The organism is Rhodovulum sulfidophilum DSM 1374, from assembly GCF_001633165.1.
In the GTDB taxonomy this organism is placed as follows: Bacteria; Pseudomonadota; Alphaproteobacteria; order Rhodobacterales; family Rhodobacteraceae; genus Rhodovulum; species Rhodovulum sulfidophilum.
The window spans coordinates 3,127,423-3,154,257 of sequence record NZ_CP015418.1; the positions used below are offsets into that span (position 1 = coordinate 3,127,423).

Annotated in this window: 17 protein-coding genes and 1 pseudogene; 7 read left to right on the top strand and 11 right to left on the bottom strand. The window is 67.5% G+C overall.

Translation table 11 applies throughout. From position 1 onward, the window contains the following. Positions 1–510 precede the first annotated feature (510 nt). Positions 511–1,654, top strand: a pseudogene (locus A6W98_RS21530) (IS3 family transposase). Between the two features lie 358 nt (positions 1,655–2,012). Here the strand turns inward: A6W98_RS21530 and A6W98_RS14695 are convergent. From A6W98_RS14695 to A6W98_RS14715, 5 genes are all read right to left on the bottom strand, one after another. Next, positions 2,013–2,636, bottom strand: coding sequence for a LuxR C-terminal-related transcriptional regulator (locus A6W98_RS14695; protein WP_237399086.1), 624 nt, complete (start codon positions 2,634–2,636; stop codon positions 2,013–2,015). After that, positions 2,633–5,857, bottom strand: coding sequence for a PAS domain-containing protein (locus A6W98_RS14700; protein WP_052678076.1), 3,225 nt, complete (start codon positions 5,855–5,857; stop codon positions 2,633–2,635). The genes A6W98_RS14695 and A6W98_RS14700 overlap by 4 nt, the downstream gene beginning before the upstream one ends. Before the next feature lie 931 nt (positions 5,858–6,788). Further along, positions 6,789–9,011 (bottom strand): polysaccharide biosynthesis tyrosine autokinase, encoded by a 2,223-nt coding sequence (locus tag A6W98_RS14705; RefSeq protein ID WP_042462622.1) that lies wholly within the window; start codon positions 9,009–9,011, stop codon positions 6,789–6,791. Then, on the bottom strand, positions 9,008–9,436 hold the full coding sequence (locus A6W98_RS14710; RefSeq protein WP_042462623.1) for a low molecular weight protein-tyrosine-phosphatase: 429 nt from the start codon (positions 9,434–9,436) through the stop codon (positions 9,008–9,010). The genes A6W98_RS14705 and A6W98_RS14710 overlap by 4 nt, the downstream gene beginning before the upstream one ends. A gap of 9 nt (positions 9,437–9,445) precedes the next feature. Then, a complete protein-coding gene (locus A6W98_RS14715) occupies positions 9,446–10,498 on the bottom strand; it encodes a polysaccharide biosynthesis/export family protein (protein WP_042462626.1) in 1,053 nt (350 codons plus the stop codon). A gap of 968 nt (positions 10,499–11,466) precedes the next feature. Between A6W98_RS14715 and A6W98_RS14725 the strand changes: the two genes are divergently transcribed. Together A6W98_RS14725 and A6W98_RS21700 are read left to right on the top strand one after the other, a co-directional pair. After that, positions 11,467–12,153 (top strand): NAD-dependent epimerase/dehydratase family protein, encoded by a 687-nt coding sequence (locus A6W98_RS14725; RefSeq protein ID WP_231098452.1) that lies wholly within the window; start codon positions 11,467–11,469, stop codon positions 12,151–12,153. Positions 12,154–12,267: 114 nt separating this feature from the next. Further along, positions 12,268–12,789 (top strand): DUF1972 domain-containing protein, encoded by a 522-nt coding sequence (locus A6W98_RS21700; protein WP_052678079.1) that lies wholly within the window; start codon positions 12,268–12,270, stop codon positions 12,787–12,789. 288 nt (positions 12,790–13,077) lie between these two features. Here the strand turns inward: A6W98_RS21700 and A6W98_RS21705 are convergent, their stop codons facing one another. From A6W98_RS21705 to A6W98_RS14745, 3 genes are all read right to left on the bottom strand, one after another. Then, positions 13,078–13,548: a hypothetical protein gene (locus A6W98_RS21705; protein ID WP_052678080.1), complete on the bottom strand. Its 471-nt coding sequence runs from the start codon at positions 13,546–13,548 to the stop codon at positions 13,078–13,080. Further along, positions 13,545–13,922: a hypothetical protein gene (locus A6W98_RS14740; protein ID WP_042462628.1), complete on the bottom strand. Its 378-nt coding sequence runs from the start codon at positions 13,920–13,922 to the stop codon at positions 13,545–13,547. The genes A6W98_RS21705 and A6W98_RS14740 overlap by 4 nt, the downstream gene beginning before the upstream one ends. Positions 13,923–14,530: 608 nt before the next feature. Next, positions 14,531–15,778, bottom strand: a complete 1,248-nt coding sequence (locus A6W98_RS14745; protein ID WP_063490938.1) for an ATP-binding protein — start codon at positions 15,776–15,778, stop codon at positions 14,531–14,533. 590 nt (positions 15,779–16,368) lie between these two features. On the opposite strand from A6W98_RS14745, the gene A6W98_RS14750 reads away from it, so the two are divergent. Then, on the top strand, positions 16,369–17,460 hold the full coding sequence (locus A6W98_RS14750; protein WP_081251956.1) for an MraY family glycosyltransferase: 1,092 nt from the start codon (positions 16,369–16,371) through the stop codon (positions 17,458–17,460). 254 nt (positions 17,461–17,714) lie between these two features. Continuing rightward, a complete protein-coding gene (locus A6W98_RS14755; protein WP_081251957.1) occupies positions 17,715–21,383 on the top strand; it encodes a PAS domain-containing protein in 3,669 nt (1,222 codons plus the stop codon). A 431-nt stretch (positions 21,384–21,814) separates the two neighbouring features. Here the strand turns inward: A6W98_RS14755 and xylB are convergent, their stop codons facing one another. From xylB to uxuA, 3 genes are all read right to left on the bottom strand, one after another. Beyond that, positions 21,815–23,272 carry a xylulokinase gene (xylB, locus tag A6W98_RS14760; RefSeq protein WP_042462632.1) on the bottom strand — a complete coding sequence of 486 codons (1,458 nt, stop codon included), beginning with the start codon at positions 23,270–23,272 and terminating at the stop codon, positions 21,815–21,817. 86 nt (positions 23,273–23,358) lie between these two features. After that, the gene (locus A6W98_RS14765; RefSeq protein WP_042462634.1) at positions 23,359–23,634 is read right to left on the bottom strand and encodes a DUF3306 domain-containing protein; all 276 of its coding nucleotides are present in this window, start codon (positions 23,632–23,634) and stop codon (positions 23,359–23,361) included. Positions 23,635–23,758: 124 nt separating this feature from the next. Continuing rightward, the gene (gene uxuA / locus A6W98_RS14770) at positions 23,759–24,964 is read right to left on the bottom strand and encodes a mannonate dehydratase (protein WP_042462636.1); all 1,206 of its coding nucleotides are present in this window, start codon (positions 24,962–24,964) and stop codon (positions 23,759–23,761) included. 102 nt (positions 24,965–25,066) lie between these two features. Here uxuA and A6W98_RS14775 point away from each other — a divergent pair, with 102 nt between their 5' ends. Then, complete coding sequence (locus A6W98_RS14775) at positions 25,067–25,822, top strand: GntR family transcriptional regulator (protein ID WP_042462639.1); 756 nt, start codon at positions 25,067–25,069, stop codon at positions 25,820–25,822. Beyond that, on the top strand, positions 25,819–26,796 hold the full coding sequence (locus tag A6W98_RS14780) for a TRAP transporter substrate-binding protein (RefSeq protein WP_042462641.1): 978 nt from the start codon (positions 25,819–25,821) through the stop codon (positions 26,794–26,796). Before A6W98_RS14775 ends, A6W98_RS14780 begins: the two co-directional genes overlap by 4 nt. Positions 26,797–26,835: the final 39 nt, after the last annotated feature.

Sequence of the window (26,835 nt, forward strand, 5' to 3'; positions counted from 1 at the left end):
TGCGTCCCTCATTGGTCAGCCGCGGGGCGCCTCGGTGATGGCATCGGCACCACCGCACTGCGGACTTCCGTAAGGGACAGCTTGCCGCACCGAGGACAAACGACCGGTTCGGAGACGCTGCGCGGCAGAGAGCGTCCAGGCGACGTCAACCGCCAAGCGCGCGGTCGGTCCGCCTGCTGCTCCCTGCCGATACTGTTGAAAAACTCGCTTGCGGGGCCGCAGGGCACAAGCTCACGGGACATGGTTCCGCTTTTCTGCGATCCCGCCTCGTAAATGGACCTTTGCGGCCCCTGTGAAGAACGGTGTTCCAAACTCAGACGGACTCTCAACCGCGGCCGGAGTTTGTCAACACAATCTGCCGATAGCCGCTGTTCGACACCTCAAGCCCGTGCCGCCCGCGGATCACGGAAGCGGCCGTTCAAGCCATGGCTCAAACCTATCGTCGTTACGTGCTCCCCTGAACAGTCCGCGGTTTGAGGTTAGCCTGTTCTCCAAACGAGGAGACAGACGATGCGGAAAAGCCGTTTCAGCGAAGAGCAGATCATTGGCATCTTGAAGGAGCATCAGGCCGGGATAGGTGCCAAGGAACTGTGCCGCAAGCACGGCATCAGCGATGGCACCTTCTACAAATGGCGCTCGAAGTATGGCGGCATGGAAGTGTCCGAGGCCAAGAGGCTGAAGGCCCTGGAGACTGAGAACGCCAAGCTGAAGAAGATGCTGGCGGAGCACATACTCGACGTCGCCACACTCAAGGAAATGCTGGGAAAAAACTTTTGAAGCCCGGTGCTCGGAGACGTGCCGTGGACTGGGCCATGACAGAGAAGAACTATAACCAGCGGAGGGCGTGTGCCTTGGCCGGGCTTGATCCGCGTGTCTATCGGCGAAGGTCAAGCAGGCCGCAGGACCAAGGACTGCGTCAGCGTTTGAAAGAGTTGTCCGGGGAACGCAGGCGGTTCGGTTATCGGCGCCTGCACATTCTGCTGAACAGGGAGGGCTGGAAAGTGAACTGGAAGAAACTCTATCGGATCTACCTCGAAGAGGGCCTGACGGTGCGCAAGCGTGGTGGCCGGAAACGGGCGATTGGCACCCGTGCGCCGATGGCAACCCCGCAAGGCCCGAACCAAAGATGGTCGCTGGACTTCGTGTCGGATAGCCTGTCAGACGGGCGTCGTTTCCGGGTTCTGTGCGTCATCGACGACTTCAGCCGGGAGTGCCTGGCCTGCGTGGTCGACACGTCCCTTTCCGGGCAACGCGTGGCGCGTGAACTGGACAACATCGCCCGACTGCGCGGCTCCCCCTGCATGGTGGTCAGCGACAACGGAACGGAACTGACGTCGAACGCCATCCTGAAATGGCAGGAGGGTCGCAAGGTCGAGTGGCACTACATTGCCCCTGGCAAGCCAATGCAAAACGTTCGCGGCTCGCTCGAACCGATGGCGCTGCGACGCTCACCGTGGAAAGCTTCAATGGCCGACTGCGTGACGAGTGCCTGAACGAGCACATGTTTGCCAACTTGCGCCATGCCCGAGACCTGATCGCGGCTTGGCGCGAGGATTACAATCACCACCGCCCGCATTCGAGCCTCCACGGGCTCACCCCGCGGGAGTATCACCAACGGTCAGTAGAGGACCAAAACCTGAACAGAGCCAACTAATAACCGCGGACTCTACGGGGAGCAGGTCAGTCGAGCAGGTCTCCGCACCATCCATGACAATCTCCTTCAGAACTTCTGCTGTCGCATCTTCGGCAACGTAGTTGATCGAGGGGGATGACCTGTCGCATCGGACATGAGGCAGCCCGCCGGCCCGAGCATTCGGAGGAAACATCCGAGGCCGGGTAGCGGCAGCGTTTGCCGTTTCAGTTCTGGCATGCCGCCGCTCGCGCCTCAGCGCGACCCGAACCATACGGGTCCCGCCGGACAGCGTCCTGCCCCGAGCGCACCGACAAGCCCGACGCGGCAAAACCTGCCCCCCGTGCCCAGCCGAACGCTTCGGAACCGGGGCGCTACCTCCCTAGAACAAACCGTTTTCCTGCGCGAACAACGCGGCCTGGGTACGATTATTGACGTTGATCTTGCGGAAAAGCGATTTCAGATAGAGCTTGACCGTCGGCTCGGTGACGCCCAGTTCACGGGCGATCTCCTTGTTCGACATCCCCGCCCGAAGCCGCCGCAACACCTGCACCTCGCGGCTCAGAAGCTTTTCGGCCAGCGGATTCGCCAGGCTGGTCTGATCCTCGCCCATCAGAAAGTCGATCGGCGCATAGCGCTCGCCTTCGGCCATGAAGCGCACCGCACTCAGCAGCGACTTGGCCGAGAGCGTCTTCGGCACAAACCCCGCCGCCCCGAGGTTAAGCGCCTCGGCTGCCACATCGCGCGGAGCGATGCCCGACATCAGCGCCACCCGGTTCGATCCGGCGACATCGAGCGCGGCCTTCAGCCCCTCGAGCCCGTTCATGCCCCGCATGCTGTAATCCAGCAGAACGAGATCGTATTCCGTCTCTCCCTGCATCTTTTCCAGCGCGGACGGATAGTCGCCGACGAAGTCGGCATCGACCCCGTCGGACTGTTGAAAATAAAGCTCCAGCGTGTCCCGCAGAAGTTCGTGATCGTCAGCAACCAATACCTTAATCGTCATCGTTCTGTCTGTCTTCCTCCAATCGCAGCCACGGCCCCGGCGACAAGATCGACCGAGGCAACCGGCTTGCCGAGGACACCGGAAAACAGATCGCGGCGGGCCGCTCCCGACCGCAGATGCCGGTCGGGCAGGGCCGTGACCAGCAGAGCCGGCAGGTCCGGCGCATATGTCCGCACCGCGGCAGCCAGATCGGCTCCGGTCAGCCTCGGCATGTCGAAATCCGTCACCAGAAGATCCCAATTCTCGGGATCGCTGCGGACGGCCTCCAGAATATCCTCTGGGTTGTTGCTCGCCGCCACTTCGGCGCCGGCCGTTTCAAGATAGACTGACAGGATACGCAACGCCTCCTGATCGCCGTCGGAAAGCAATATCCTGCGGCCGGCCAGCCGGCCGCAGGGCGGCCCTGCCGCGCACAGGTCTTCATGCGGCTCCTCTCCGGCCTCGGGCCAGAACACACTGAACCGGGAGCCGCAGCCGCGGCGGCTCTGCAGCCCGATGGCCCCGCCATTTTCGGTCACCGCACCCTCGACGATCGACAGGCCCAGACCGGTGCCCCCGTTGCCCTTGGTCGAGAAATATGGCTCGAACAGACGCCGCCGGACCGCCCAGCCGATGCCGGAGCCGTTATCGCTAACGCAAATACGGAAATAGCGCCGATCCGGCAAGAGCTGGCCGATCCGAGGCTTGCGGCGCAGGGCACGACCATGGGCCAGTTCGGCGGTCACCGTGATCTCACCGCGGCAGGCCTGCGGGGTCCGCCAGCAGATCGCATCGCGCGCGTTCAGCAAAAGGTTCAGAAAAACCTGGATCACATCGGTCGGGTCGGCGACCGCCAGCATCGGCTCGCTCGGCAGGCGAAGCGTCAGCGACAATCCGCTGCCGGCACCGGCCCGGACCAGGTTGACCGCCTCCTCGAGCGGATCGCGCAGATCGATCAGGTCGGGACGATGCGCGCGCTGCTCCAGCGAGGCCAGCCGGTTGACCAGCGCCCCGGCCTGCGCGCTGGCGGCCAAGATGCGGGCGATATTGCTCTCGGCATCGCCCCCGTTGCGCAACAGCGTGGCCGAGCCGGACACCGTCGCCAGCAGGTTGTTGAAGTCATGCATCAGCCCGGCTGCAACCTGGGCGATCACCTGACGGCGCTGCGCGAGCTGCAGCTCTTCGCGCAGGCGCAGCGCGTTGCGTTCGACCCGCCGGCGCTCGGACACGTCGCGGCTGATGCAGAGCTTGCAGCCATCGGCCTGCCGGGTCACCGATACTTCCTGCTCGACGCTTCCGCCATCGGTTCTGCGTGCTACCACGAGGCCGGTCCAGATGCCGCGGGTCTGCAACGGCCGCTCCGAGACCGCCCGAATGCGCGCGACCTCCTCCTCGGAATGGAACTCCTGCCAGACATGGGCCCGGATATCCGCCCCGGCGCCGATCCCGAGCATCTCGCGGCAGGCCCGGTTCATGTAGAGATACGCCCCGGCGCTGTCGGTGATGGCGACGCCGTCGACCGACGCGTCCATCGCCGCGACCAGTTTCTCGCGCGTCCGCCGGGCGTCGCGCTTGAGCGCGGTGATGTCGGTGCACAACACGACGCGGCCGCCATCCGAGGTCGGCAAGTCGCTCAGGCGCAGCCAGCCTCCATCGCGACGCTCGCCCTCCAGAATCCGCGCGCCGCAGCATCGAGCCGTCTCCTGCCCGGCGATCCAGCGGGCGCGCTGCTCCGGATCGCCCCGGGGCATGCCTTGCCTCAAAGCGCTCTCGAAGAGCTCGCGAAAGCCCAGGCCCGGCACGATCGGGGTACCCGCCATCGGCAGCATATCCCGGAACCGGGCATTGCAGATCACCAGACGGTCCTCGGCATCGAAACAGGCAAAGCCGTCCGGCAATGCCTCGAGCGCGTTCACCAGTGCGTCCCGGGCGGTGCGGACCGACCCTTCGCCCCCGGCAAGCGCGGTCTCGCGCGCCCGGCGTTCGCTGATGTCGATCGCCGTCGCGAAGGTTCCGAGACAGGTGCCCGCCGCATCGAAGAGCGGCACGATCGAGACGTCGAGGAGGATCGCCGCGCCCGATTTGGTCCGGCACTGAATTTCGATACGGATCGGACGGCGGGCGAGACGCGCCGCGCTCAGGCGGTCGCCATCGCCGGGCACCGGCATCTCGATCCGAAGAAGCTCTGCGGGTGTGCTGCCGAGCGCTTCGAAAAAGCCGAAGCCGGTGCGGCGTTCGAAGGCGGCATTCATCCAGGCGATGCGACAGGATGCGTCGGTCATCACCGCCGGAACGCTCATCGCCTCCATGGCCCGGGCGCACATCCCGGCATGCCGCCGATCGGGCCCGGCACCGGAAACATCCTGCAGCAGGAGACCGAGACCGGCCGGAGCGCCCTCGGGCGCCGCTTCCGGGGCGGCCCGCTCGAAGACCATCGCCCGCATCTCGCGCGGCCCGGCCCGGGTCGGCAGGCGCAGCGGAAACGGGCTCGACGCGCCCCCGATGCGGCAGTGATCGAAGGCCGCGCGCAGCCGGGCGGTCTGTTCGGGCAGCAGGAAATCCTCGGGCATCATCCCGGCGAGCCCCTCCAGCCCGTCGGCCACGGCGCGGTCATCCCGGCTGCAACACCCGGTTACCCGTCCGTCGCCGTCGAAGGTCAACACGGTATCGGCCGTCGACACCGCATCGGCCGCAGGCGCCACGCCGCCGGCTTCGTCCGACAGCGGCCGCGACGTCCGGGGCATGGCGAGATCGGCACAGCCAAGACGAGACCCTATCGTCTGGGCAAGCGCGGCGAGCGCCTCGGTCGGAACCGCCTCGGGCAGAAGCCGGCCTGCCGGAGCCGACAGCAGGAGCGCCCCGGCAAAGCGGCCATCGAGGCTGAACGGAACCGCCAGCACCGCACCGATCCCGGCCAGGGCGGCGGAATTGGCCGGAAACAGGGCCGGATCGCAATTCGCAAGATCATCGCAGACCAGGGGGGCCTCGGCCTGGAACGCGGCCCACCAGGCGGCCGGAAGCGCCGAAGCCTCGATCCGGACCAGGCCGGTGAAGGGCCCGGGCTCGCGTTGCCAGACCATCTCGAGGATCAGCCAGCGCCCGTCGGCACTCGGCCGCAACAACTGGGCCCGCGTCGCCCCGAGGGCCGCGGTCAACTCGTTCAGCACCTCGGCGATGGCCGCGCCGAGCCCCTCTTCCGACACCTTCAGGATGGCGCAGATCTGTTCCAGCGTCCATTGCATGACCGTACCGTCCGCAAGCCGGAACCGGTTGCGAGCGGTCTTCAGTGCTCCAGAATGCGCCGCTGTCTCCTCCGCGACCTCCGAATGGGGGCGCCGGGTGCCGGGATCGGACGACGACGCAGTATCCGAGGGACACATTTTTTGTCTCCCAGCGGGACGCTGCAAAATGTAAATCGCCGGGCACGAAGTGGGGGGAGACCGGCGGCGAGCCCCACCAGTACAGCGAGCGCCTTGGCGGCTCAATGATCCACGGAACCCAGTCGGCAAAGATAGGCTGCTTTTGCGCCGGATTGGCCCCCGAGGGGCCGGAAGCCCCCCTCCTGGAAACGCCGCTGCGACGAAACGCCGCTCGCCCCGGGCATTTTCCAAGTCCGGGCACCGCCGCAGCGTGGACGCTCTGCAGCGTACTGGAAGCCACAGCCGACCGGCGCGGGCCGCCGGGCCATTCCGTCCGGCAGAGGAAAGCGGTTGGGAGGGCATTTCTGTCGACACCTTGGCGGTCGCGAAAATCGGAAGGGGATCGGCAATATGGTGGGCCCGAACCGCCCCTACCCTGCGCCCGCCCCCCGCCCTGTGGCCGACAGGATCAGTATCAGCTCGCTCATCCGCGTCCGGACAGGAGAACGACAGTCGTAAAGGAAGGGCCGCTCGGTTCCCCACGCTTTCCCCGGGACATCGGAAGGCACGGAGCCGGACCGACCACGCCGTGACCGTTTCCGAACGGCAGAGACGACACGCCCTGCAAGCCACGGCCTCCCTGTCGCGAGACCGCTGGCCTCGTTCATCTTGCTTCCCTCACTCTTAGCGCGTCGGCAGCTGCGAGGCGCATCACGGACGTAATTGCACGTCAGTGTGCAATTACGTCCGGCGGGAGGTAAGAAGGCAACGGCGCGTCAGGATAGCCGCCATGCCCATCCGGACGCCCATAACATCAGTCGCGTTGGATGGGGGCCTCGTAACTGTAACCGTAGCCGTAGCCATAGCCGTAATATCCCTCTTCTCGTCCGGGGCGGGCATGGCGGCGCTCGAACCCGTTCAGCACCGCCGCATGCGCCGGCCGTCCGGCCCCGTCGAGCGCCCGCATCGCGGCCGCCATCTCGCCCGGAGCGGTGGAGCCGTGGCGGGCCACCAGAACCGTGGCGCCGACCGCACGCGCGACGATGACGGCATCGGTCACCACCAGAATCGGCGGGCAGTCGACGATGACACAGTCGAAGCGGCGGCCAAGCATCTCGATCATCTCGGCAAAGCGCGGCCGCATCATCATCTCGGAGGGGTTGGGCGGGTAGATCCCGGTCGGGATCAGGCTCAGACCGCCGACCGGAGCGGGTCGCAGCACCGCGTCAAGCTCGGTGTCGCCCGCGAGATAGTCCGACAGGCCCGGCAGACCGTCGGGCAGGCCCAGCCGCCTGGCGAGTTCGCCGCGCCGCATGTCGGCATCGATCAGGCAGACGCTCTGGTCGGCCTGGGCCATCACCATGGCGAGGTTGAGCGAGACGAAGCTCTTGCCCGCATCCGGCGTCGGCCCGGTGATCGCGATGCTGCGGCGCTCGGCATCGATCAGGCCGAAACGCAGCGCAGTGCGGAGCGACCGGAACGCCTCGGCCGCCAGGCCGCGCGGCATGTCGCGGGCAAGGATCGGCGGTGGGGTGCCGGGCCGCTGCCGGGGCATGTCGCTCACCAGCGGCACCGTGGCGAAGACCGGAAGCCCAAGCGCCTCGATCTCCTCGGGCGCACGGATGCCCCGGCGGATCGCCTGCGCCAGAAGCCTCCACGCCAGCGCCGCCACCGCTCCCAAAACGAGCCCGACCAGCAGCGTCAACCCCACCCGCGGGCTGACCGGATCGGGCGCGGTTTCGGCGCTGTCGATCACCCGCACATTGCCGACCGCGCTGGCCCGAAGCACCGCGACCTCCTGTTCGCGCACCCGAAGCTGGGTATAGATCTCGCGCGCGAGCTCCAGCTCCTGGGTCAGGTTCAGCACCTCGCGCTGGGTCTCGGGCAGCGCTCCCACCTCGTCCTCCAGCCGCTTGCGGCGCTGCTCGGCGCGGGCACGCTCGTTCAGCAGGTTGCGATATTCGGGGTGGTTCGGCGTAAAGCGGCGCTGCAATTCGTCTTCCTTGGTGTCGAGTTGCCGCAATTCGGCATCAAGAACCCGCAACTGTTCCAGAAGCCCCTGCGCCTCGGCGGTAAGATCGATGGCCTGGGCCTGCTCACGGAAGCGATTCAGCTTAAGCTCGGCCTGCCGCACCCTTTCGACCGCCTCGGGAAGCTGTTCGCGGATGAAATCGAGGCTGCTCGCGGCCTCTGCGGCATTGCGGTCGATATTCTGCCGGACATAGGCCTCGGTGACGGCATCAAGCACGCGCGCCGCCCGGCGCCGGTCATCCGAGACGAGCGACAGCTGCAGGATACCCGTATCGCGCCCCTTCTCGGACACGCCCAGCATCCCGCGCAGGCGCCTCACCATATCCGACACCGAGACCTGGACGATACGAAAGCCGCGCCCGATCTCGCCGTCGAGCCGCCCGATCTCGATGGTAAAGCCCTTCTCGGAAAGCCTCAGCGGCACCCCCACCCGACCGTCATGGACCCGGCCCTCCGGATCGGTCAGCCGGAAGCTCTCGGGCCCGGTCCGGATCGCGGTCAGCTCGAGCCCCACCCAGTCCGGCGGCACCGCGAGCTGTGTCAGCGCGATCCCGGCATCGCCGGTATCGTAGCGGGTCAGAAAGCCGATCTGGGGCAGCCCGAGCCCGGTGCGCGCCAGCACGCCCCCGACCAGCGGCAGCCGCATCGGCCGGGCGCTCCAGTCGAGATGAAGCGCGGCCACTGCCTGACCGAGGATCCGGCGCGAGCCGACGATCTCGATCTCGGTCGCGGCGCGCGGTGACGTCTCCAGAAGATCGGCCATGTCGGTCGGCAGCATCAACTGGTTGCTGCGCTCCTCGAGCTGCAGAAGCGCGGTGGCGCGATAGCTCGGCGTGCTGAACAGAAGCATCACGGCGGCGAGCACCAGCGCCGCAGCCGCGCCCTTCAGCATCGCCCCGCGCGCCGCCCAGACCGAAGCGAAGAGCGTCGACAGGTCGATGTCGTCGTCCTGCTGCGGCGTGGTGGCCGCGGGCGGCGTGGTGGATCGGGGATACGGCTCGGTCATAGTCTCTCAGCCCAGCTCTCTGTCGCCCGCAGGATCGCGTCGACGACGCTCTCATGCCAGGCGCGGGGTTTTCCGTAGGGGTCGGGAATGCCAGTGCCACCGCACCAGTGATCGAGAAGAAAGGTGCGGCCCGTCAGTTCGGGCGCAATCCGAACGATGTCCTCGCAATGGCGCGGCGCCATCGCCAAGATCAGATCGGCCTCGCGGCCCATCGCGGCCGAAAAACGCCGTGCGCGATGCCCGGAGAGGTCGACCCCCAGATCCAGCGCTACCTCTGCCGTCAGCGGATCGGCGACCCGGCCGGGTTCCGCCGCGAGCCCGGCCGACGAAAGCCCGGCACCGGGCCGCAGCGCCTGCAGCAGCGCCGCCGCGACCGGCGATCGGCAGATATTGCCGGTGCAGACCGTGAGGATACGCAGTTTCATGCACTCCGGTCAGTCGCCGATATCGTCGATCTGGCCGACCGTGCGCACCGTCGGCAGAATGCCGGTGATGGTGTCGTTCCAGCGCTGCAGCGGCGAACGGGTGATATAGACCACATCGCGCGGCGCCAGCAGGAAGCGGGTCCCCAGCAGCATGCCGCCCGGGCTCGAAACGTCGAGCTGGAAAACGGTGATCCCCTCCTCGCGGCCGCGGAAGACAAACAGGCCGCGGGCGTCGGCGCGCAGCTCGTCGATGCCGCCGCTGCGGGCCACGGCCTGGGTCAGCGTGATCGGCTCCTGCGACAGGTCGACCGGCGAGGGGGTATCGACCTCGCCCAGAAGATAGGCCTCCTTGGCCCGGCGTCGCGGAACCGCCACGGTGTCGCCCGCGATCAACAGCGGGTTGTTGCGCGCGATCCCGGCGGTCAGGAAACCGTCAAGATTGACATTGTAGAGTCGGCCGCCACGCTGCACCGTCACGCGCTCCGCATCGGCCAGTTCGGTCAGCCCGCCGGCCGCGTTCACCGCCTCGATCAGGGTCAGCGGTATGGTGGTCAGCGGTTGCCGGTTGGGGGTGCCGACCTCGCCCGCCACGACGACGCGCTGCGAGTTGAAACCGGTGACCCGCACCTCGAGCTGCGGGTCGGAGATATAGTCGGCAAGCTGCCGGGTCAGATCTGCCCGCACCTCCTCGGGGCGGCGGCCGCGAGCCGGAACCTGGCCGATGAAGGGATAGAAGAAGGTCCCGTCCGACTGCACCCGAAAACCGAAATCGAGCGCGCCGCGCTCGTCGCCCAGCGGCAGCGTCAGCTCGGGATGGTCGAACACCACCACGCTCAGCACATCGCCCTCGCCGATCCGGTAATCCCAGTCCCGGGCCGGAGGCAGGGTCGTCGGCTGCGGCGGTCGTGCCGGCTGCGAGAAGCTCGCGATGTTTCTGCTGTCGAGCCGGATCACCTGGACATCCGCGGGCAGCTTGCTCTGCTCTTCCTCGGTGACCGGAAACCGCACGAAACCGGTGGCGCAGCCCGACAGGACGCCACAAAGCGCGAGAGAGAAGAACATGGGAGCCAGTCGTGGCGTCATCGGCAGGGTCCTCAGTGCCGTTTCCGGGTCGCGAAGCCTCAGCGCATGGATTGCACCTCCCCAAGCACCTGCCCGGCGGCACCTTCACAACCGGGCGGCGAACGGGTCGGACTGGCTCGCTCCGATGCCGGAGTAACGGCAATTCCGGCGCGATGGCAGGACGCAAAGGGAGGGTCTTGCGCCCCAATGGGTCGCAGAATACCCGAAAGAGAAAAAGTATGCCTGCTGTTCTGCCAGCACCCCGGGGCGAGACGGCGACGCCGGCCGCAAAGGTGCAGACGGGAACGGGACCAAGGTGAGAGTGTTGCTCGCCCGTAACAATTACACCGTTCAGAGCGGCGCCGAGGTGTTCCTCCATGAGGTGGCGCTTTCTCGGCCGCCGAAGACGGGCTCAAGGCGCCTCATGCCGATCTGTTTCCAGAGGCGGCCGATTACCGCCATGGAAGCATCGCGGCGCGTGCCGCCCGGCTGCCCGCGATGATCTACAATACCCGCGCCCGCGACGCCTTCGCCCGGATGATCGAGACCTTACGGCCCGACATCGTGCATGCCTTCGCGATTTACGTGCGGCTGACACCCGCCATCCTCGACGCGGCGCGCGAGGCCGGGGTGCCGGTGGTGCTGAGCTGCAACGACTACAAGCACCTCTGCCCGAACTACAAGCTGTTCCACCATGGCCGGGTCTGCACCGAATGCCGGGGCGGGCGCTTTCACCGCGCGCTGGTCAACCGCTGCTGTCACGGCTCTCTCGCGGTCAGCGCCGCCAGCATGATCGAGGCCTATATCCATGACCGGCTCGATCTCTGGCGCCGCAATGTCTCGATCTTCCTCTTCGCCAGCCGCTTCATGGCGGCCCAGACCGAGGCGTTCTGGGACCCGGACCGGATCGATATCGACTTCCTGCGCAACCCCTTCGATGTCGACGCCCACCGCGGCGGCTGCTCTATCTGTCCTCGGGCGGCACCGTCTATGGCGTACCGCAGCATCTGCCGGTGCCCGAGGCCCATCCGCTCGAGCCGATTTCCTCCTATGGCATCGTCAAGGTCGCGATCGAGCAGTTCATCCGCATGGAAGCGCGGCTGCACGAGCTGCAGGCCGTGATCCTGCGGCCCTCGAAGCCCTATGGGCCGCGTCAGGGCCATGGCGGGGTGCAGGGCGTGATCGGTACCTTCATGGGGCGGCTTGCCCGCGGCGAGCCGATGCAGCTCTGGGGCGATGGCAGCATCGTGCGCGACTTCATCCATGTCCGCGACCTGGCCCGGCTTTGCGTCGCCGCGGCCGAGACCGGCGCAAGCGGCACCTTCAATGCGGGCGCGGGCGAAGGCCGCTCGATCCGCGAGATCCTCGATCTGATCGGCGAGGTCTCGACGCTCGAGGTCACGCCCGAGATCCGGCCCGGCCGCAACATCGACATCCCCCGCGTGGTGCTCGACATCGCGGCGGCGCGGCAGGCCATCGGCTGGCAGCCCGAGATCGCGCTTTGCGAGGGGCTGGCTGAAACCTGGGCCTGGACCTGCGCCGAACTCGCGCCGACGCCGCTGCCGGACTGGCTGCGCGCCCCTTTCCAGGCGACCGAGGCCGCGCTGGCCCGACACCGCCCACCCTGCCCCACATCATCGGGAAAAGCGTCATGAGCCCCGCCCGACCTGACGGTCTATTGCGCCGCCAGCGCCTTCGCCTCGCGGCCCGCGCGCTATCGCGGGGCCCGGCTGTGCTATCTGCCGCTGCGGGCCAATGGCGCGCAAAGCATGCTTTACGACGCCGTCTCGCTTGTCGACGCGGTGCTCTGCGGCCATGACCGGCTGCTGCTCCTGGGCGTGTCGGGGGCGCTGGCGCTGCCACTGGTGCGCTGCTTCGGCCGGGCCCGGATCGTGACCAATATCGACGGCATCGAATGGCAGCGCGCGAAATGGGGGCGGCTGGCGCGGGCCGTGCTGCGCGCCTCGGAATGGGCGGCGGTGCGGTTCTCGGACGAGGTGATCGCCGACAATGCCGCCATCGCCCGCCATGTCGCCACACGCTACGGCCTGGCCTGTCACACCATTCCCTATGGCGGCGATCATGCCCGCGCCACGGCCCCCGGCCCGGTCGGAGCCAAGGCCCTGCCCCAGAGCTATGCGCTGGCGCTCTGCCGGATCGAGCCCGAAAACAACGTCGCCCTGGTGCTGGAGGCCTGGTCGCGGCTGAGCGCGCCGCTGGTCTTCGTCGGCAACTGGGATGCCAGCGCTTATGGCCGGGAGCTGAAGGCCCGCTACGGCGCCCATCCCTAGATCCGGTCTACGACCCCGCGCGGCTGCGCGCGATCCGCGACCGTACCGCGCTATAAGCGCATGGACATTCCGCCGGAGACACCAATCCGGCACCCGTCGAGATGATGCAATTCGGCGTGCCGGTGCTGGCCCATGGCTGCATCTTCAATCGCGAGACAACCGAGAATGCGGCGCTTTACTTCGACACGCCCGACGATCTGATCCGGGCGGGGAACACCCTCGCCCGGCATCCAGATGCCGCGCGCCAGACCGGCGCCCGGGAGCAAGACGTCCCGGACAGCAGCGCCCTCAGCCGCGGGCGGCGAGACGGCGAAGCGCAATTTCCAGATCGGCCGGGCCCGCGGGCTCGGCCAGAAGCCCGTCGGCCAGCGCGCCCAAAGTCGCGGCCTGAGGAGCTGCAGGGCCAATCTGCACGATCAGATGGAATTCGGGAGCGCTCCGGCGCAATGCCGCCAGGCCCTCGGCCAGCGGCAAACCGGCGAAATCCTCCGCGCTGACGATCACAGCAGCCAGATAGCGGCCGCTGCCCTCGATCTCCTCCTGCGCGGGGTCGAGCCCGGGCACTGTCACCACGTCGAGCCCGGCACAGCGGAGCCAGGCGATCAACCCGCTCCGGCCTTCGGGAAAGCGCTGCAGCCAGACCAGCCGCAGACCGGGGCGCAGGCCGATATCGATCAGCGGAACGCGGTACCCCCTGAACACGCAGGCCAGGACCGGACGCACCTGCGCCGCATCCGACCGGACGGGCCTGCCGCTCACTCCAGCACGGCATCGCCTTCCCGTCGGCCGCCACCGCGAATCTCAAGCGCGTCAGCCAGCAGGAAGACCGCCAGCGCGAGAACGAAGAGCCCCCACATCGCCGCGATCATCGCGGCCACCGCCGCCAGCAACGAGTGCTCCAGCAGAAGCGCAGAGATCAGCGTCAGCCATCCGGCGGGAACGCAAACGACCATCATGGAAAAGATGGGACCGGGGCGCCTGCCTCGTTCCGACATCCCGACCCGCTCGGCGCCGCATTCCGTCCGTTCCAAGGCAAACCGTTTCATCTTTAATACTCCGACACAAACCCAGATGACGAATGCCATCGCCCACCACTTGCCGCCATCGGCGATAGCTGACACCATGAGCCCCAATTAAATTCCTCGAACACGGGAATTAATTATCTAGAACAAAAAAGAAATCAATTTGAATTCCTTGATTTAGCCTCCTGCACTCACAGACACCCGATCGGATATCAAGCGCCACTAATGCCCGCCCGTTCGCGACCCGTTTTCGGTCTCTGGGGGTTTGCGATCCGGTGAATGACAGGGTATCCCTACAACTGTTGAGACCATCTTCGCCACCCACGAAGACTGCCGGGATTAGCTGTTACCCCCAACGTACTCCGGCATTGGACTTGACATTTATCTCGGGGGAGTCAATTTCCGGCTCCCTCGAGACCCCCTCCTTTTGAGCCCTTCTAACAGATCTTGTGCCACTTTCGGACGCCTCGACAGCCGTCCACCCATAGGAGACTATCAATTCGGATAGGCCCGGGCGCATCCGGATGGTCCGCCTGATGGCCACCCGGCCCGTCTGATCACTGTGGCGGACCACCCCGGCCCTCACGAGGGCCGCGCATTTTGCTCCGAAAATATAGGATCATTACAAATTCGAGCCATTACAAATCAGGGATCGAGAGCTTTTCTCAAAATCAGGAAGACAAAAACCGCACCGGCATCCGACTGCAATACAAGCTCTATCATGGGAATACTTCCGGCCACAAAATGCGAATAGTGGTGCCCTGGCCGGGCGCGGTCTCGACCGAAATCCGGCCGCCCAGCTCGCGGATCTGACAATCGAGAAACGCGATACCGAGCCCGCTACCGGCCCCGCCCTTGCGGGTGAAATGCGGAAGAAACATGTTGCGCCGGGTATCGGCATCCATGCCGATACCGTCATCGACGATGCAGAATTCGTACCAGGCGCGGTCCTCGGCGCCCGGCCGGTCACACTGGCGTCGCAGGCTCAGCCGAACCCGGCCCTCCGGCGCCCGCCCCGGCGTCTTCCGCGCCACCGCGTCGCGTGCGTTGCACAGAAGGTTCAGCACGATCCGCGAGACCTGCACCGGGTCGGCCAGCGCCAGCGCCTCATGCCCGGGCAGATCGAGATCGAGGCATATCCCCTCGGGCCATTCCGCCTGCACCAAATCGGTGGCAGCGCGGAGCAGACAGCCCAGATCGACCCAGCGATGCCGGAGCTCCTTGCGGCCCGCCGCGCGAAGCGTCTCCATGATCGCCAGAATCTGGCGGTTGGCCTCCAGAATACGATGCAGATGCGCGGAGCCGCCGAATTCCTCGCTCAGCATCCGCGCGGAACCGTCGATCACGGCAACGAGATTGGCCATGTCATGGACGAACTTCTCGGTCATCTGAGCATGCCGCTCCGCCCCCGGCGGAGCGTCGCCCCCGGCAGGCCCCGGACTGCGGGTCCGGCCGTCTCCACCCGCCGCCCCCCCGTCCTTGCGGGGCGCCGTCCCTAGTCCATGCAGCAGCGCCCCCCGGCACTCGGCGCCCGGCGCGGCCCCGGCGGCAAGACGCGGACGGCGGGCATTCAGGATCTCGCCCAAGCGCCGCGCGAGCCGGTGCAGACATCGCAACTCGTCGGAGGACAGCATCCGGCCCAAGGGTCTGGTCTCGAGAATCAGAAACCCCAGATCGGCACCGCCAGCGGGCTCCGGGATCGGCAGCGACAGAAGCCGCGCAGCCTCGCATGTCGGCAGCACCCGGATCGGAGGGCGATCGATCCGGTCGGTATCGACCCAGATCCCGCCTGCTTCCGCCTTGCACTGTGCTGCTTTGCCTTGTGCTGTCTTGTCTGGCGCCGCGGAGACGACATCGGGGAGCTGGTCTAACAGCACATAGATCCGCAGGGCATCCACCAGTTCACGCGCCTCGTCGAGCATATCCTGCACCGCGGGATCGGAGGCGTGGTCAGGGATCTGGCTCATACACTCGCTATATCGGCGCAGATGAGGGCGCATCTCGGCGCCCGGAGCGACCCCGCTCGGACGCTCGGGAGCGGCAGCAGCGGTTTTCCTTTCGAGACGGACTCTGAACATCGGACGAATCACATGGACGCTTTCGAAAGGTCGGAATGCGGCTTCGGGCTCCAAACGACAGATCGGGACAACTCCGCGGGCAATTGGCCCGTCAAGGTAGGTATACCCGTACCTTAGAGGCAGACACCTGCGCGGTCACCGACCCGGCCGGCAGTCCGGATGGCGCGTTGGTATCTCATACTACCCATTAGCTATGAGAAACAATCAGCACATGCCCTTTTGATGCAGTTAGCCGGAAATATATCCGCCAAACGGATCACCCGATGACGGATACCGTACCTTTCGGATCACATAAAGACAATCAGTAGTGTCGCCACCTCATCCAAACGCCCGAGCGTCGGCATTGCAGCAATTTTGTTCCAAGAGAGGGCCATTTGCGCCCCCCACTCTCCTTTGCCCAGGTTCCCGGCAGGACCAAAACGCGCTGTGCTTCTCCGGTATCCTTTCCCAAGTCTGTTCCCCCCAAAGCAATCCTGTTCATGTTCCTAGTATTCCTGCTATCCGCGTTCTGCTGCGCCGCGCTGCTGCTCACCCGACCGCGCGCGCTCTCACCCGCCCGTCGCGATGATATCGCCGCCGTGCAGGCCTCACATCGCCGTCCGACCCAGCGCAGCGGTGGCATCGCAGTCTACCTCGCGCTTGCCGCAGGGGCGGCCACCCTGCCCGGTGACATCCTGCCGGCCTATGCCGCGTTGATCGCCGCTGCGCTTCCTCTGTTCGTAGTCGGACTGCTCGAGGATATTGGACATCCGATGACGCCGCTGCGGCGTCTGGCCGCGGCCGCGGCCTCGAGCCTGCTTGCAACCGCCCTGCTCTGGCTCTGGATCGAGCGGGTCGATCTCGCGGCTGCCGATGCGCTGCTGCGGTTCGCACCGGTCGCCATCCTGTTCACAAGCTTCGCCGTCGTCGGCATCGTCAACGCCTTCAACCTGATCGACGGAATGAACGGGCTGGCCTCCGGCATCGGCAGCCTGACCGCCATGGGCCTGGGGCTGGTCGCTCTGCACGCGGGCCAGGCCGATCTTGCCCAGGCCGCCTTTCTCATCGCAGCCGCGCTGCTCGGGTTTCTGGTCTTCAACTTTCCCTTCGGCGCGATCTTCCTCGGCGACAGCGGCGCCTATGTGACCGGCTTCCTGCTGGCCTGGATGTCGATCCTGCTGCTCGACCGGGTCGAAGAGGCCTCGGCCTGGGCGATGCTGCTGATCTTCTTCTGGCCGGTGGCAGACACATTCCTCGCGATGCTGCGCCGCACATTGGCGGGACGGCGCACCGATCAGCCGGACCGGCTGCATTTCCACCAGTTCACGATGCGCGCTCTGGAAATCCTCTGGCTCGGGCGGCAACGGCGCTTTGTCTCGAACCCGGCGACCAGCGTAGTGATCTGGGTGCTGGCCTCGGCGCCGGTCCTGACCGGGGTCGTGCTGTGGAACGCGCCTGGCGCGGCGGCACGGGCACTGGGCTTCTACGCGCTGCTCTTCGCACTGACCTACATTCTGGGCATCCGGATGCTCAAGCGCCCAAAGCGGATCGCCGGCACGAGCGGGCCTGCAACTCCCGGCGCTCGGATCTGACCGCCGATCCCAACCCTGTGGGCCTCGATCACACGAACCCGGCCGAGGAAGGTCGCGCACAGTCGGGGGCCAACTGTTCGGACAGGCACCTTGCGTGCCCCGCGGTAGCAGGTCTAGATTTTCTTGATGAACAGATTCGCACCGTCCGCGTCCATCTCACCCGGTGCATCCGCGCATTCATGCCCCTATAGACCCTGTCCCGCAACAAAGGCCGACATGCCTTTAGAGCGGGCCGACCGTTTCCACGGTCCGCAATGAAACCGACACCCGAAGATCAGGCCCAGACTGGCCCCGAAGCCCTGCCCGAACGCGCGTTCCTGGAAGGCGTCGCGGCCGTTCTCGGCTGCGGCCAAGTGGCATTGGTTTGCCCCGATCCGGCTGCCAACGGCCGGTTACGTGTGACCGCCGCAGCTCCGGTCGGCCTCGAGGGGCGGAGCTTTCCCGCCGAATGGGGCCTGCTTGGGGCATGGCGCCAGGACGACCTGAAAAAGAACCCCGGACTGACCGAGATGGCCGCCCTGCTGCCCGGCATGTCCAGCCTGCTGCTGGTCCGGCCCTGCCCGTCGGGCCCCTGCGACATCGCGCTGCTCTGCCTCGACCCGAGGCCGGGCGTCTTCACCGACACCCAGATCCCGTTTCTCGAACACACCGGCAGGGCATTGGTCCATGCTCTACCGGGCAGCCCCGATGCCCGCATGGCCAGAGCCCAGACCAGACCCGCCGCGCCCCCCGAGACGTCCCTCAACGCAGCCTTCGGGCTGTGCGATAGCGCGATGCCGGCCGCGGCGGAAGGTGGCCATACCGCCGCGGCCGGCATCATCGCCTCGATCGGCACCCAATTCGGCGCCTCGCGCTGCGTGTTATGGCAGTACCGCAAAAGAACGGTCCGGCCCGTCCTGATCTGGAAACCGCCCGATACGCAGGCCGGCCCGGCGCAGATACCGGCCGATGCCGAGATGGCGGCCTTTCTCGCCAGGCGGATCGAGACCTTCACCTCCATGCGGCCGGTCGCGCTCGAGGACAAGGCGGCGCTCGGGCGGCTCGGGATAGGCGCCAGGCTGATCCTGCCCTTCCGCAACGGCGCAGAGCTCGGCGGGGTGCTCTGCATCGACCGCGCAGCCGGGCAGCGCCCCTTCGCCCGTCGCGACATCGCGGCGCTTTCCTGCCTGACCGACGCGGTCGGACTGCTGGTGCGCGAACAGGAAGCACGCCGTCTGGCCGAAGCGGAACGCGCCCTTCTCGAAGGCGAACGCAACCGGATGCGGGCGGTGTTCGACCTTTTGCCCGACACCGTGATCGAGCTCGATGCCACACGGCGCTACACCCATATCCATTCGCATAGCCGCAGGTCGGTCCGTGGCCGCATCGAAGGCCTGCTCGGCTTCCGGCCCGAGGACTGCCTGCCCCCGGCCACCGCCGAGGCGATCCATGCGCTTCTCGACCGGGCCGACGCCGCGGGCTTTGCGGCCCTCCCGGAACTGGTCCACCCCCCGGTGCCGGCCGCCGGACAGAAAATCTACACCCTCTCGGCCGCGACGCATGCACCCGCCCGCGCGCAGGGCTCCCCCGGCTATGTGCTGCTCATCAGGGACGTGACCCAGGAAATCGCGCAGCGCCGCGAGCGCGACCGGCTCGGCCGGGTTGTCGAGCACATGACCAGGGAGGTGTTCCTGACCGACAGCTCGCACCGCCTGACCTGGGCCAACCGCGCGACGGAAGAGCACATCGGACGCCCGGCGGACAGGCTGGCCGGGCTGTCGCCGCGGCAGGCCTTCGGGGCGGTCTGGTCCGATGCAACGCGCCTCGATCAGGTCTGCGAGCAGCTTGAGGCAGACAACGGATTCGCCGGTGAAGCCGCGTTTCTCGACCATGGCGGCACCAAGGTCTGGTTCGATGTCGCGGTGACGCCGCTCTGCGACGGCTGGATGTGGATCCTGTCCGACATCACCGAACGCCGCCGCGACAAGGACCGCCTGGCGCAGATCGCGCGAAGGGCGCGCGAGGCCGAAGAGCGGGTGGTGCAGGCCATCGAGACATTACCCGACGCCTTCGCCTTCTTCGACAGCCAGGATCGGCTGATCCTCTTCAACGACCGCTACCGCCAGTTTTACCCGCACAGCGCCCCCGCGATCGAGCTCGGCCAGACCTTCGAGGCCATCCTGCGCTACGGGCTCGCACATGGCGAGTATCCGAGCGACTCGCGGAATGGCGAGGCGATGCTGGCCGAACGGCTGGCCCGCCACCGGCGCCCCTATGACGAAAGCGAGCAGCACCTGGCCGACGGGCGCTGGCTGCGGGTGATCGAGCGCCGCACCCCCGATGGCGGCTATGTCGGGCTGCGCAGCGACATCACCGAACTCAAGCAGCTCGCACAACGCGCCCAGGCCGACCGTCTGGCGGCAATGGACCTCTCGCGCGACGCGATCGCCATCGCCGGACCGGACGGTCATTTCCTGTACATGAACCCCGCCCATCGCGACATGTTCGGGCTCGACGCCACGGAGGGATGCCGCGAGCGGACCTGGACCGAGCTTTACGATGGCGAGACGCCCGAGCTGATGACCGGAACGGCGCTGCCCGCGCTCGACGCCCGGGGCAACTGGCGCGGCGAGGTCTGGTACCGGCGGCCCGATGGCAGCCGGGTGCTGCATGAGCTTTCGCTGACCCGGCGCCATGCCGGCGGCATCCTGTGCATCGCGCGCGATCTCTCAGAACGGGTGCGCGCAAACCGGGAACTCGCTCGGCTTCGCGACGACCTGCAGGTGGCGCGCCAGCGCGAGCTGATCGGACATCTCTCGATCGGGCTCACGCATGATTTCAACAACCTTCTGGCCGCGATCTCGGGCTCAGCCAGCCTGATCGCGGACAGCGGCATCGTCGGACCCAATGTCCAGCGCATCCAGCTTGCGGTCGGGCAGGCCAGCGGGCTGCTCAGGCGGCTGTCTGATTTCGGCATGCGCCCCCCGTTGCGGGAGAGGGTCGACATGCGCGGGCCGGTGCGCGCGGCGGTCGATCTGCTGCTGGCCGATGGCAGCGGCGCGGTCGAGCTGCAGCTCGACCTGCCCGCCCGGCCGGTAATGGTCGACGCGGTCCAGACCGACATGATGCAGGTCGCGCTGAACCTGCTGACCAACGCCCGCGACTCGATCCTGTCCGAAGAGTACCCGACCGGACGCGGCCGGATCCGGATCGCGCTTTGCATCGCCAGCGACGCCGAGCTGAAGCCGCCACTCGCATTCGGCAGCCTTGACCCGGCCCGCGCCTATTGCCTGCTCGAGGTCGAGGATGACGGCCCCGGCCTCGACACCGATGCCCGCAGCCGGGTCTTCGCCCCGCGCCTTTTCAGCCCAAGCGCGGTCGATTGCGGAAGCGGGCTGGCCATCCTGCCGAGCATCGTCGGCAAGAATGGCGGCGCCATCGCCCTGACCAGTGACGGCACCTCGGGTGCGCGGTTCTCGGTGTTCTGGCCGCTCGACTCGGACAGGAACGCCGCGCCTGCGGCACCGGACGGCTCCCGGCGCCGGTCCCGACCGCTGAGCGGACGGCTCGACGGCCATATGGTCCTGGTGACCGACGACAATCCCGACGTGCTGCGGGTGATCTCGGCCATTCTCGAGAATGCGGGGGCCGAGGTCGCCAGTTGCACCATGGCCGAGGACGCGCTGGAGGCGGTGAGCGAGGATCCCCGGCACTGGGATCTGCTGGTCACGGATTACGCGATGCCGAGCATGAGCGGCGCGCGGCTGGCACGGGAGGTGCATGCCCATGTCCCGGATCTTCCGGTTCTGCTGATGACCGCCCATACCGACTGGCGCACACATGGCGAGGGCCATAGCAGACGCGAATTCGCCGCCGTCCTCGGCAAGCCGATCTCGAGCGCCGATCTTCTGGCCGCAGCCGAAGCCGCCATTCTCGACCGCTGAGCCCCCGCCCGGCGACAACCGGTCGCGAAGACAGATCCGTGTTGACAAGGGCAGAATCGGACCGGCGGCGCCTGCCCGACCGCGGCATAGCCGTTCATCCCCGGCCGCGGCCCGGGCCGCTCGACACCGCCCGGCTGCCTCCGCCGGGCTGCCTTTCCCGGGCATGCCCCCACCGCTCCCGGCACGAAGCAGCTCTCTCCGCCCGTGTCCGGGATCCGCGTTTCTTAAACCGGCGGCCAGGCGACAGGACCGGCATCGCCTTGTCGGCACATGACCCTGCATCCTTCCCCCTAGTCGCGAACGCCCATTGCTCACACCGGGCTGGCGCGGACGAGACGGTTCCTTTGCAGCCTTGTTCCGGTCTCTGCCCCCGTCCCCGCCGGATGTCTGCGCGGGGTCCGAGCGGCACGCACCTTGGGGATTGCTCCGGCTTACTGAATTGCCCGAAGCCCCGGATAGGCGGCCCGGAACTGCCGGTAGGCCTCGTCGAAGGCAGGGGCCAGGGTCTCGTCGGGGGCGATGGTCGCGGCGATGACGGGCGGGGTCATCACCGTCTCGGGCGGCGCGCCGGTCGCGGCCACCCGCCCCAGCCGCGCCGCGCCCAGCGCCGCGCCAAGCTCGCTGCCCTCGGGCACCTCGAGCGGCACGCCCAGCACCGTCGCGATCATCCGCAGCCAGAGCCGCGAGCGCGCGCCGCCGCCGATCGCCAGCAGCTGCGCGGGTGCGGCCCCCGCCCCCCGCAGCGCCTCGGCACTGTCGCGCAGCCCGAAGGCGACGCCCTCCAGCACCGCCCGGACAAGATCGTCGCGACCGGTCTCGGCCCCGAGCCCGGTGAAGGCCGCGCGGATCGCGGCATCGTTATGGGGCGTCCGCTCGCCCGAGAGATAGGGCAGGAACCGCACCCGCCCGGGCGGCCGCAAGGTCTCGCCAAGCGCGGCGGTCAGTTCGGCCGGGCCCTGGCCGGTGATCCGCGACAACCAGTTGAGACTGTCGGTCGCCGACAGCATAACGCCCATCTGATACCACCGCCCCGGCACCGCATGACAGAAGGTGTGCAGCGCCTTGCCCGCTTCGGGCCGGTAACCGTCCCGCGCCGCCAGCAACACCCCCGAGGTCCCGAGCGAGACGAACCCCTGCCCCTCGGCCAGCGCGCCGGTGCCGCAGGCGGCAGCGGCATTGTCGCCCGCACCCCCCGCCACCACGGCGCCGGGCGCGATGCCCCAGCGCGCCGCCAGCTCGGGCCGCAGCCTCCCCGCCGGGGCCGAGCCCTCGACCAGCTCGGGCATCTGGTCGCGCCGCATATGCCCGGCCTCCAGCAACGCATCCGACCAATCGCGACGGCCGGTATCGAACCACGAGGTTCCGGCGCTGTCGGACATGTCCGCAACTGCCCGGCCCGTCAGATAGAGGTTGAGAAAGCCCGCGGGCAGCAGCACCTTCGCGATGCGGGCGAAGGCCTCGGGCTCGTGGCGGCGGACCCAGTCGAGCTTGGGCGCGGTGAAGCCCGGAAAGACGATATTGCCCGAAATCTCGCGCATCCCCGGCAGCGCGTCGAGCCGCGCCGCCTCGGCATGGCTGCGGGTGTCGTTCCAGAGGATGCAGGGACGGATCGGGGCAAGCCCGGCATCGAGCAGCGTCGCGCCATGCATCTGGCCCGACACCGCGATGCCGCGCACCCTGGCCAGCGCCTCCGGGAAACGGTCGGCCAGTTCGGCCATGGCGCCCTCGAGCGCGGCGATCCAGTCGGCCGGGTCCTGCTCGGACCAGCCCGGATGCGGATGCGCGACCGCGCAGGGCCGCTCGGCCGATCCGGCCGGTTGTCCCTCGTCATCGAGCAAAAGCGCCCGGAGCCCGGTCGTGCCCAGATCCAGCCCCAATGAGAAGACCATGCCACCCTCCCCTGATCGGCCGAGCCTAGCCGCCCCGAACCGGCCTTTCCAGCCCGGCGCTTCGGGGCCGCGCCGGGGCCTCCGGGTCAGGGCTTGTCCTTATCGGGATCGCAGGCACCGAGGCTTGCCAGCATCGGGTCGGAATGCCAGTGCCGCCGCATCGCCTCGCGATGAAGCTGGCCGGGCACGCCCGTATCGAGAAAGGCCGAGACATCGGCGCCAAGCCCGAGCGGCCCCGCAGCCGCCGCATCGCGCGCCATCGAAGATTTGCCCGCCCGCGGCGTCGGAGGCGGCGGGCGGCTCATGTCGGGCATCCGGGGCCGCGGCACATGGCCCGGCCCCGTCTTCTCCTCCCGCGCCATCGCTGCCCCCTTCGCCCATGGCGGTGCACGTCCCGGCCTGGGGCCGGCGGCCGCATGCGGCCCCTTCCCCAGCGTCAGGACTGCCCGAGAAGGGCCGGTCTGGCAATCCGGGCCGGGAGGTCCGTCAGCCGATCCGGGGGCCGAGCGCCGCGATGATGCCGCGCAGTTCGGCCAGCCCCTTCAGCCGCCCGATGGCCGGATAGCCGGGCTGGGCGTGGCGGCCCAGATCGTCGAGGATGTCCTGGCCGTGATCGGGCCGGAACGGGATCGACCAGTCGGCCCGGCCCGCGGCACGGCGCCGGGCCTCCTCGCGAAGCGCGGCCTCGACCAGCGCCACCATGTCGGTATCGCCGCCCAGATGCTCGGCCTCGTGGAACGAGCCGAAGGTGGCACCGGTCTCGCGCGTGACATTGCGCAGATGCAGGAAATGCACCTTGTCGCCAAGCCGCTCCATCATCCCGGGCAGGTCGTTGTCGGACCGCGCCCCGAGCGAGCCCGAGCAGAGCGTCACGCCATTGGCCGGGCTGTCGACCGCCGCCAGCACCTCGGCGTAATGGGCCTCGGTCGACATGATCCGCGGCAGCCCCAGCAGCGGCACCGGCGGATCGTCGGGATGACAGCAGAAGCGCAGGCCCAGCTCTTCGGCCAGCGGCACGATCTCGGACAGGAAATCGACCAGATGGCCGCGCAGCGTGGCCTCGGACATGTCCGCATATTCGGCCAGATGCGCGCGCACATCCTCAAGCGTGAAGCGCTCGGCCGCGCCCGGCAGACCGAACACAACATTGCGCGCCAGCGCGTCGCGCGCCGCCTCGGGCATCTCGGCGAACCGGGCCCGTGCGGCCTCGCGCAGAGCGTCGTCATAGGCCTCGGCAGCGCCGGGACGGCCCAGGATGAAGAGATCGAAGGCCACGAAATCGGTCAGATCGAAGCGCATGCAGGTCGCGCCCGAGGGCTGTTTCCAGGCCAGATCGGTCCGGGTCCAGTCGAGCACGGGCATGAAATTGTAGCAGATCACCTCGATCCCGGCAGCGGCGAGGTTGCGCATGCTGTCGCGATAGGCCTCGATATGCGCGCGCCAGTCGCCCGTCTGCTTCTTGATGTCCTCGGACACGGGCAGGCTTTCCACCACGTCCCAGGTCAGGCCCGAAGCCGTCCCATCCGCCATGGTGCCGATCTCGGCCTTGCGGCGGGCGATCTCCTCGGGGGTCCAGACCGCGCCGGTCGGCACGTGATGCAGCGCCGAGACGATGCCCTCGGCCCCCGCCTGCCGAACGTCATCGATCGAAACCAGGTCCCTGGGGCCGAACCACCGCCATGTCTGCCGCATTGCATTGCCTTTCCGAGTCGCATTCGCGGCCACGTGTAGCAGCCGGAACGATTGCTGACTAGTATGGCAGTATGGTAGCTCTGGAGGTGAGGGAGGCGAATCATGGATCAGCACATCGACAGGGACATGCGCTGCGTGCTCGATCCGAGCCGGCCGATCACGCCTCAGTTGCATCATTTCCTGCGCGACCGGATCATCCGGAATGTGCTCAGGCCGGGCGACCGGCTGTCCGAGGCCGAGATCGCGCGCAGCTGCGAGGTCAGCCGCCAGCCGGTGCGCGAGGCCTTCATCAAGCTTTCGGAACAGGGGCTGCTGTCGATCCGTCCGCAACGCGGCACCATCGTCACCACCATCGCCTTTTCCACCGTTCTCGACGCCCGTTTCGTGCGCGAGGCGATCGAGGCCGATATCGTCCGGCTGCTGGCCCGCCGCCCCGCCGATGCCGCGCTGATCGCCCGGCTGCGGGCGCAGATCGAGCGTCAGCGCGCCGTGGCCGGAACCGCGCCGCGCGATTTCATCCAGCTCGACGAGCAGTTTCACCGGACGCTGGCCGAGGCGGCGGGCAAGTCCGGGGCCTGGACGCTGATGGAAGGGCTGAAATCGCAGATGGACCGGGTCCGCTTCCTGGCGCTGGGGCGGTTTCCGGTCGACAAGCTGATCGCCCAGCACGAGGCCATCGTCGAGGGCATCGCCAAGGGCGATGTCTCCGCCGCCGATGCCGCGACGCGGGCGCATCTGCGCGAAATCCTGAATGACCTGCCCACGATCATGGCCGACAATCCCGGCTTCTTCGATGGCGCGTGGGCCGATACCGATACCGATACCGATAACGAGACCACAGGAGGAGACCCGATATGACATCCGCATGGAAACTGCCCGGGCTGGCTGCGGCCGCGCTGATCGCGGGGCTGGCCGCCACGCCGACGCTGGCGCAGGAGATCACGCTCAAGCTCGGCCACCTCGCCAACGAGGACAATCCCTGGCACAAGGCCTCGCTGAAATTCGGCGAAGAGCTGTCGGCGCTGACCGACGGGCGGATCGCGGTCGAGGTCTATCCGAATGAAAGCCTCGGCAAGGAGATCGACCTGATCAACGGCATGCAGCTTGGCACCGTCGACATGACGATCACCGGCGAGAGCCTGCAGAACTGGGCGCCGATGGCGGCCCTTCTGGCCCTGCCCTATGCCTACAAGTCGATCGAGCACATGGATGCGGTCGCCTCGGGCGAGATCGGCCAGCAGATCGAGGCCCAGATCGTCGAGCGCGCCCAGATCCGTCCGATCACCTATTTCGCCCGCGGCGCGCGCGAGCTGACCTCGAACCGCCCGATCGAGAGCCCCGACGATCTGGACGGGCTGAAGATGCGGGTGCCGAACGTGCCGCTCTTCGTCGATGTCTGGAAATCGCTCGGCGCCCAGCCGACGCCGATGGCCTTCTCCGAGGTCTTCACCTCGCTGCAGAACGGCACCATCGACGGGCAGGAAAATCCGCTGGCGCTGATCCGCTCGGCCAATTTCAACGAGGTCCAGGACTACGTCAACCTCACCGACCATGTGCGCTCCTGGATCTACCTGACCATCTCCGAACTGACCTGGGCCAAGCTCTCGCCCGAGGATCAGGCCGCGGTGATGGAAGCCGCCAGCCGCGCCCAGGCCTATGAGCGCGAGCTGTTCGAACAGAGCCTCGCCGATGACCGCGCCTGGCTCGAAGAGCATGGCATGACCTTCGTCGAGGTCGACAATGCCGCCTTCGCGGCAAAGGCCAAGGACGCGGTCCTGGCCAATGTCGACGCCGATATCCGGCCCGTGGTGGAGCAGATCTTCGCCGAATGAGCCGGCACGCGTTGTTTGACGAGTGACAGTCCGTAACGA

Excerpts from the sequence above, each read along its gene's own strand:
- A6W98_RS14695 (WP_237399086.1), bottom strand. The coding sequence starts at position 2,636 with ATGACGATTAAGGTATTGGTTGCTGACGATCACGAACTTCTGCGGGAC.
- A6W98_RS14700 (WP_052678076.1), bottom strand. The coding sequence starts at position 5,857 with ATGCAATGGACGCTGGAACAGATCTGCGCCATCCTGAAGGTGTCGGAA.
- A6W98_RS14705 (WP_042462622.1), bottom strand. The coding sequence starts at position 9,011 with ATGACCGAGCCGTATCCCCGATCCACCACGCCGCCCGCGGCCACCACG.
- A6W98_RS14710 (WP_042462623.1), bottom strand. The coding sequence starts at position 9,436 with ATGAAACTGCGTATCCTCACGGTCTGCACCGGCAATATCTGCCGATCG.
- A6W98_RS14715 (WP_042462626.1), bottom strand. The coding sequence starts at position 10,498 with ATGTTCTTCTCTCTCGCGCTTTGTGGCGTCCTGTCGGGCTGCGCCACC.
- A6W98_RS21700 (WP_052678079.1), top strand. The coding sequence starts at position 12,268 with ATGCTTTACGACGCCGTCTCGCTTGTCGACGCGGTGCTCTGCGGCCAT.
- A6W98_RS14745 (WP_063490938.1), bottom strand. The coding sequence starts at position 15,778 with ATGAGCCAGATCCCTGACCACGCCTCCGATCCCGCGGTGCAGGATATG.
- A6W98_RS14750 (WP_081251956.1), top strand. The coding sequence starts at position 16,369 with ATGTTCCTAGTATTCCTGCTATCCGCGTTCTGCTGCGCCGCGCTGCTG.
- A6W98_RS14755 (WP_081251957.1), top strand. The coding sequence starts at position 17,715 with ATGAAACCGACACCCGAAGATCAGGCCCAGACTGGCCCCGAAGCCCTG.
- xylB (WP_042462632.1), bottom strand. The coding sequence starts at position 23,272 with ATGGTCTTCTCATTGGGGCTGGATCTGGGCACGACCGGGCTCCGGGCG.
- A6W98_RS14765 (WP_042462634.1), bottom strand. The coding sequence starts at position 23,634 with ATGGCGCGGGAGGAGAAGACGGGGCCGGGCCATGTGCCGCGGCCCCGG.
- uxuA (WP_042462636.1), bottom strand. The coding sequence starts at position 24,964 with ATGCGGCAGACATGGCGGTGGTTCGGCCCCAGGGACCTGGTTTCGATC.
- A6W98_RS14775 (WP_042462639.1), top strand. The coding sequence starts at position 25,067 with ATGGATCAGCACATCGACAGGGACATGCGCTGCGTGCTCGATCCGAGC.
- A6W98_RS14780 (WP_042462641.1), top strand. The coding sequence starts at position 25,819 with ATGACATCCGCATGGAAACTGCCCGGGCTGGCTGCGGCCGCGCTGATC.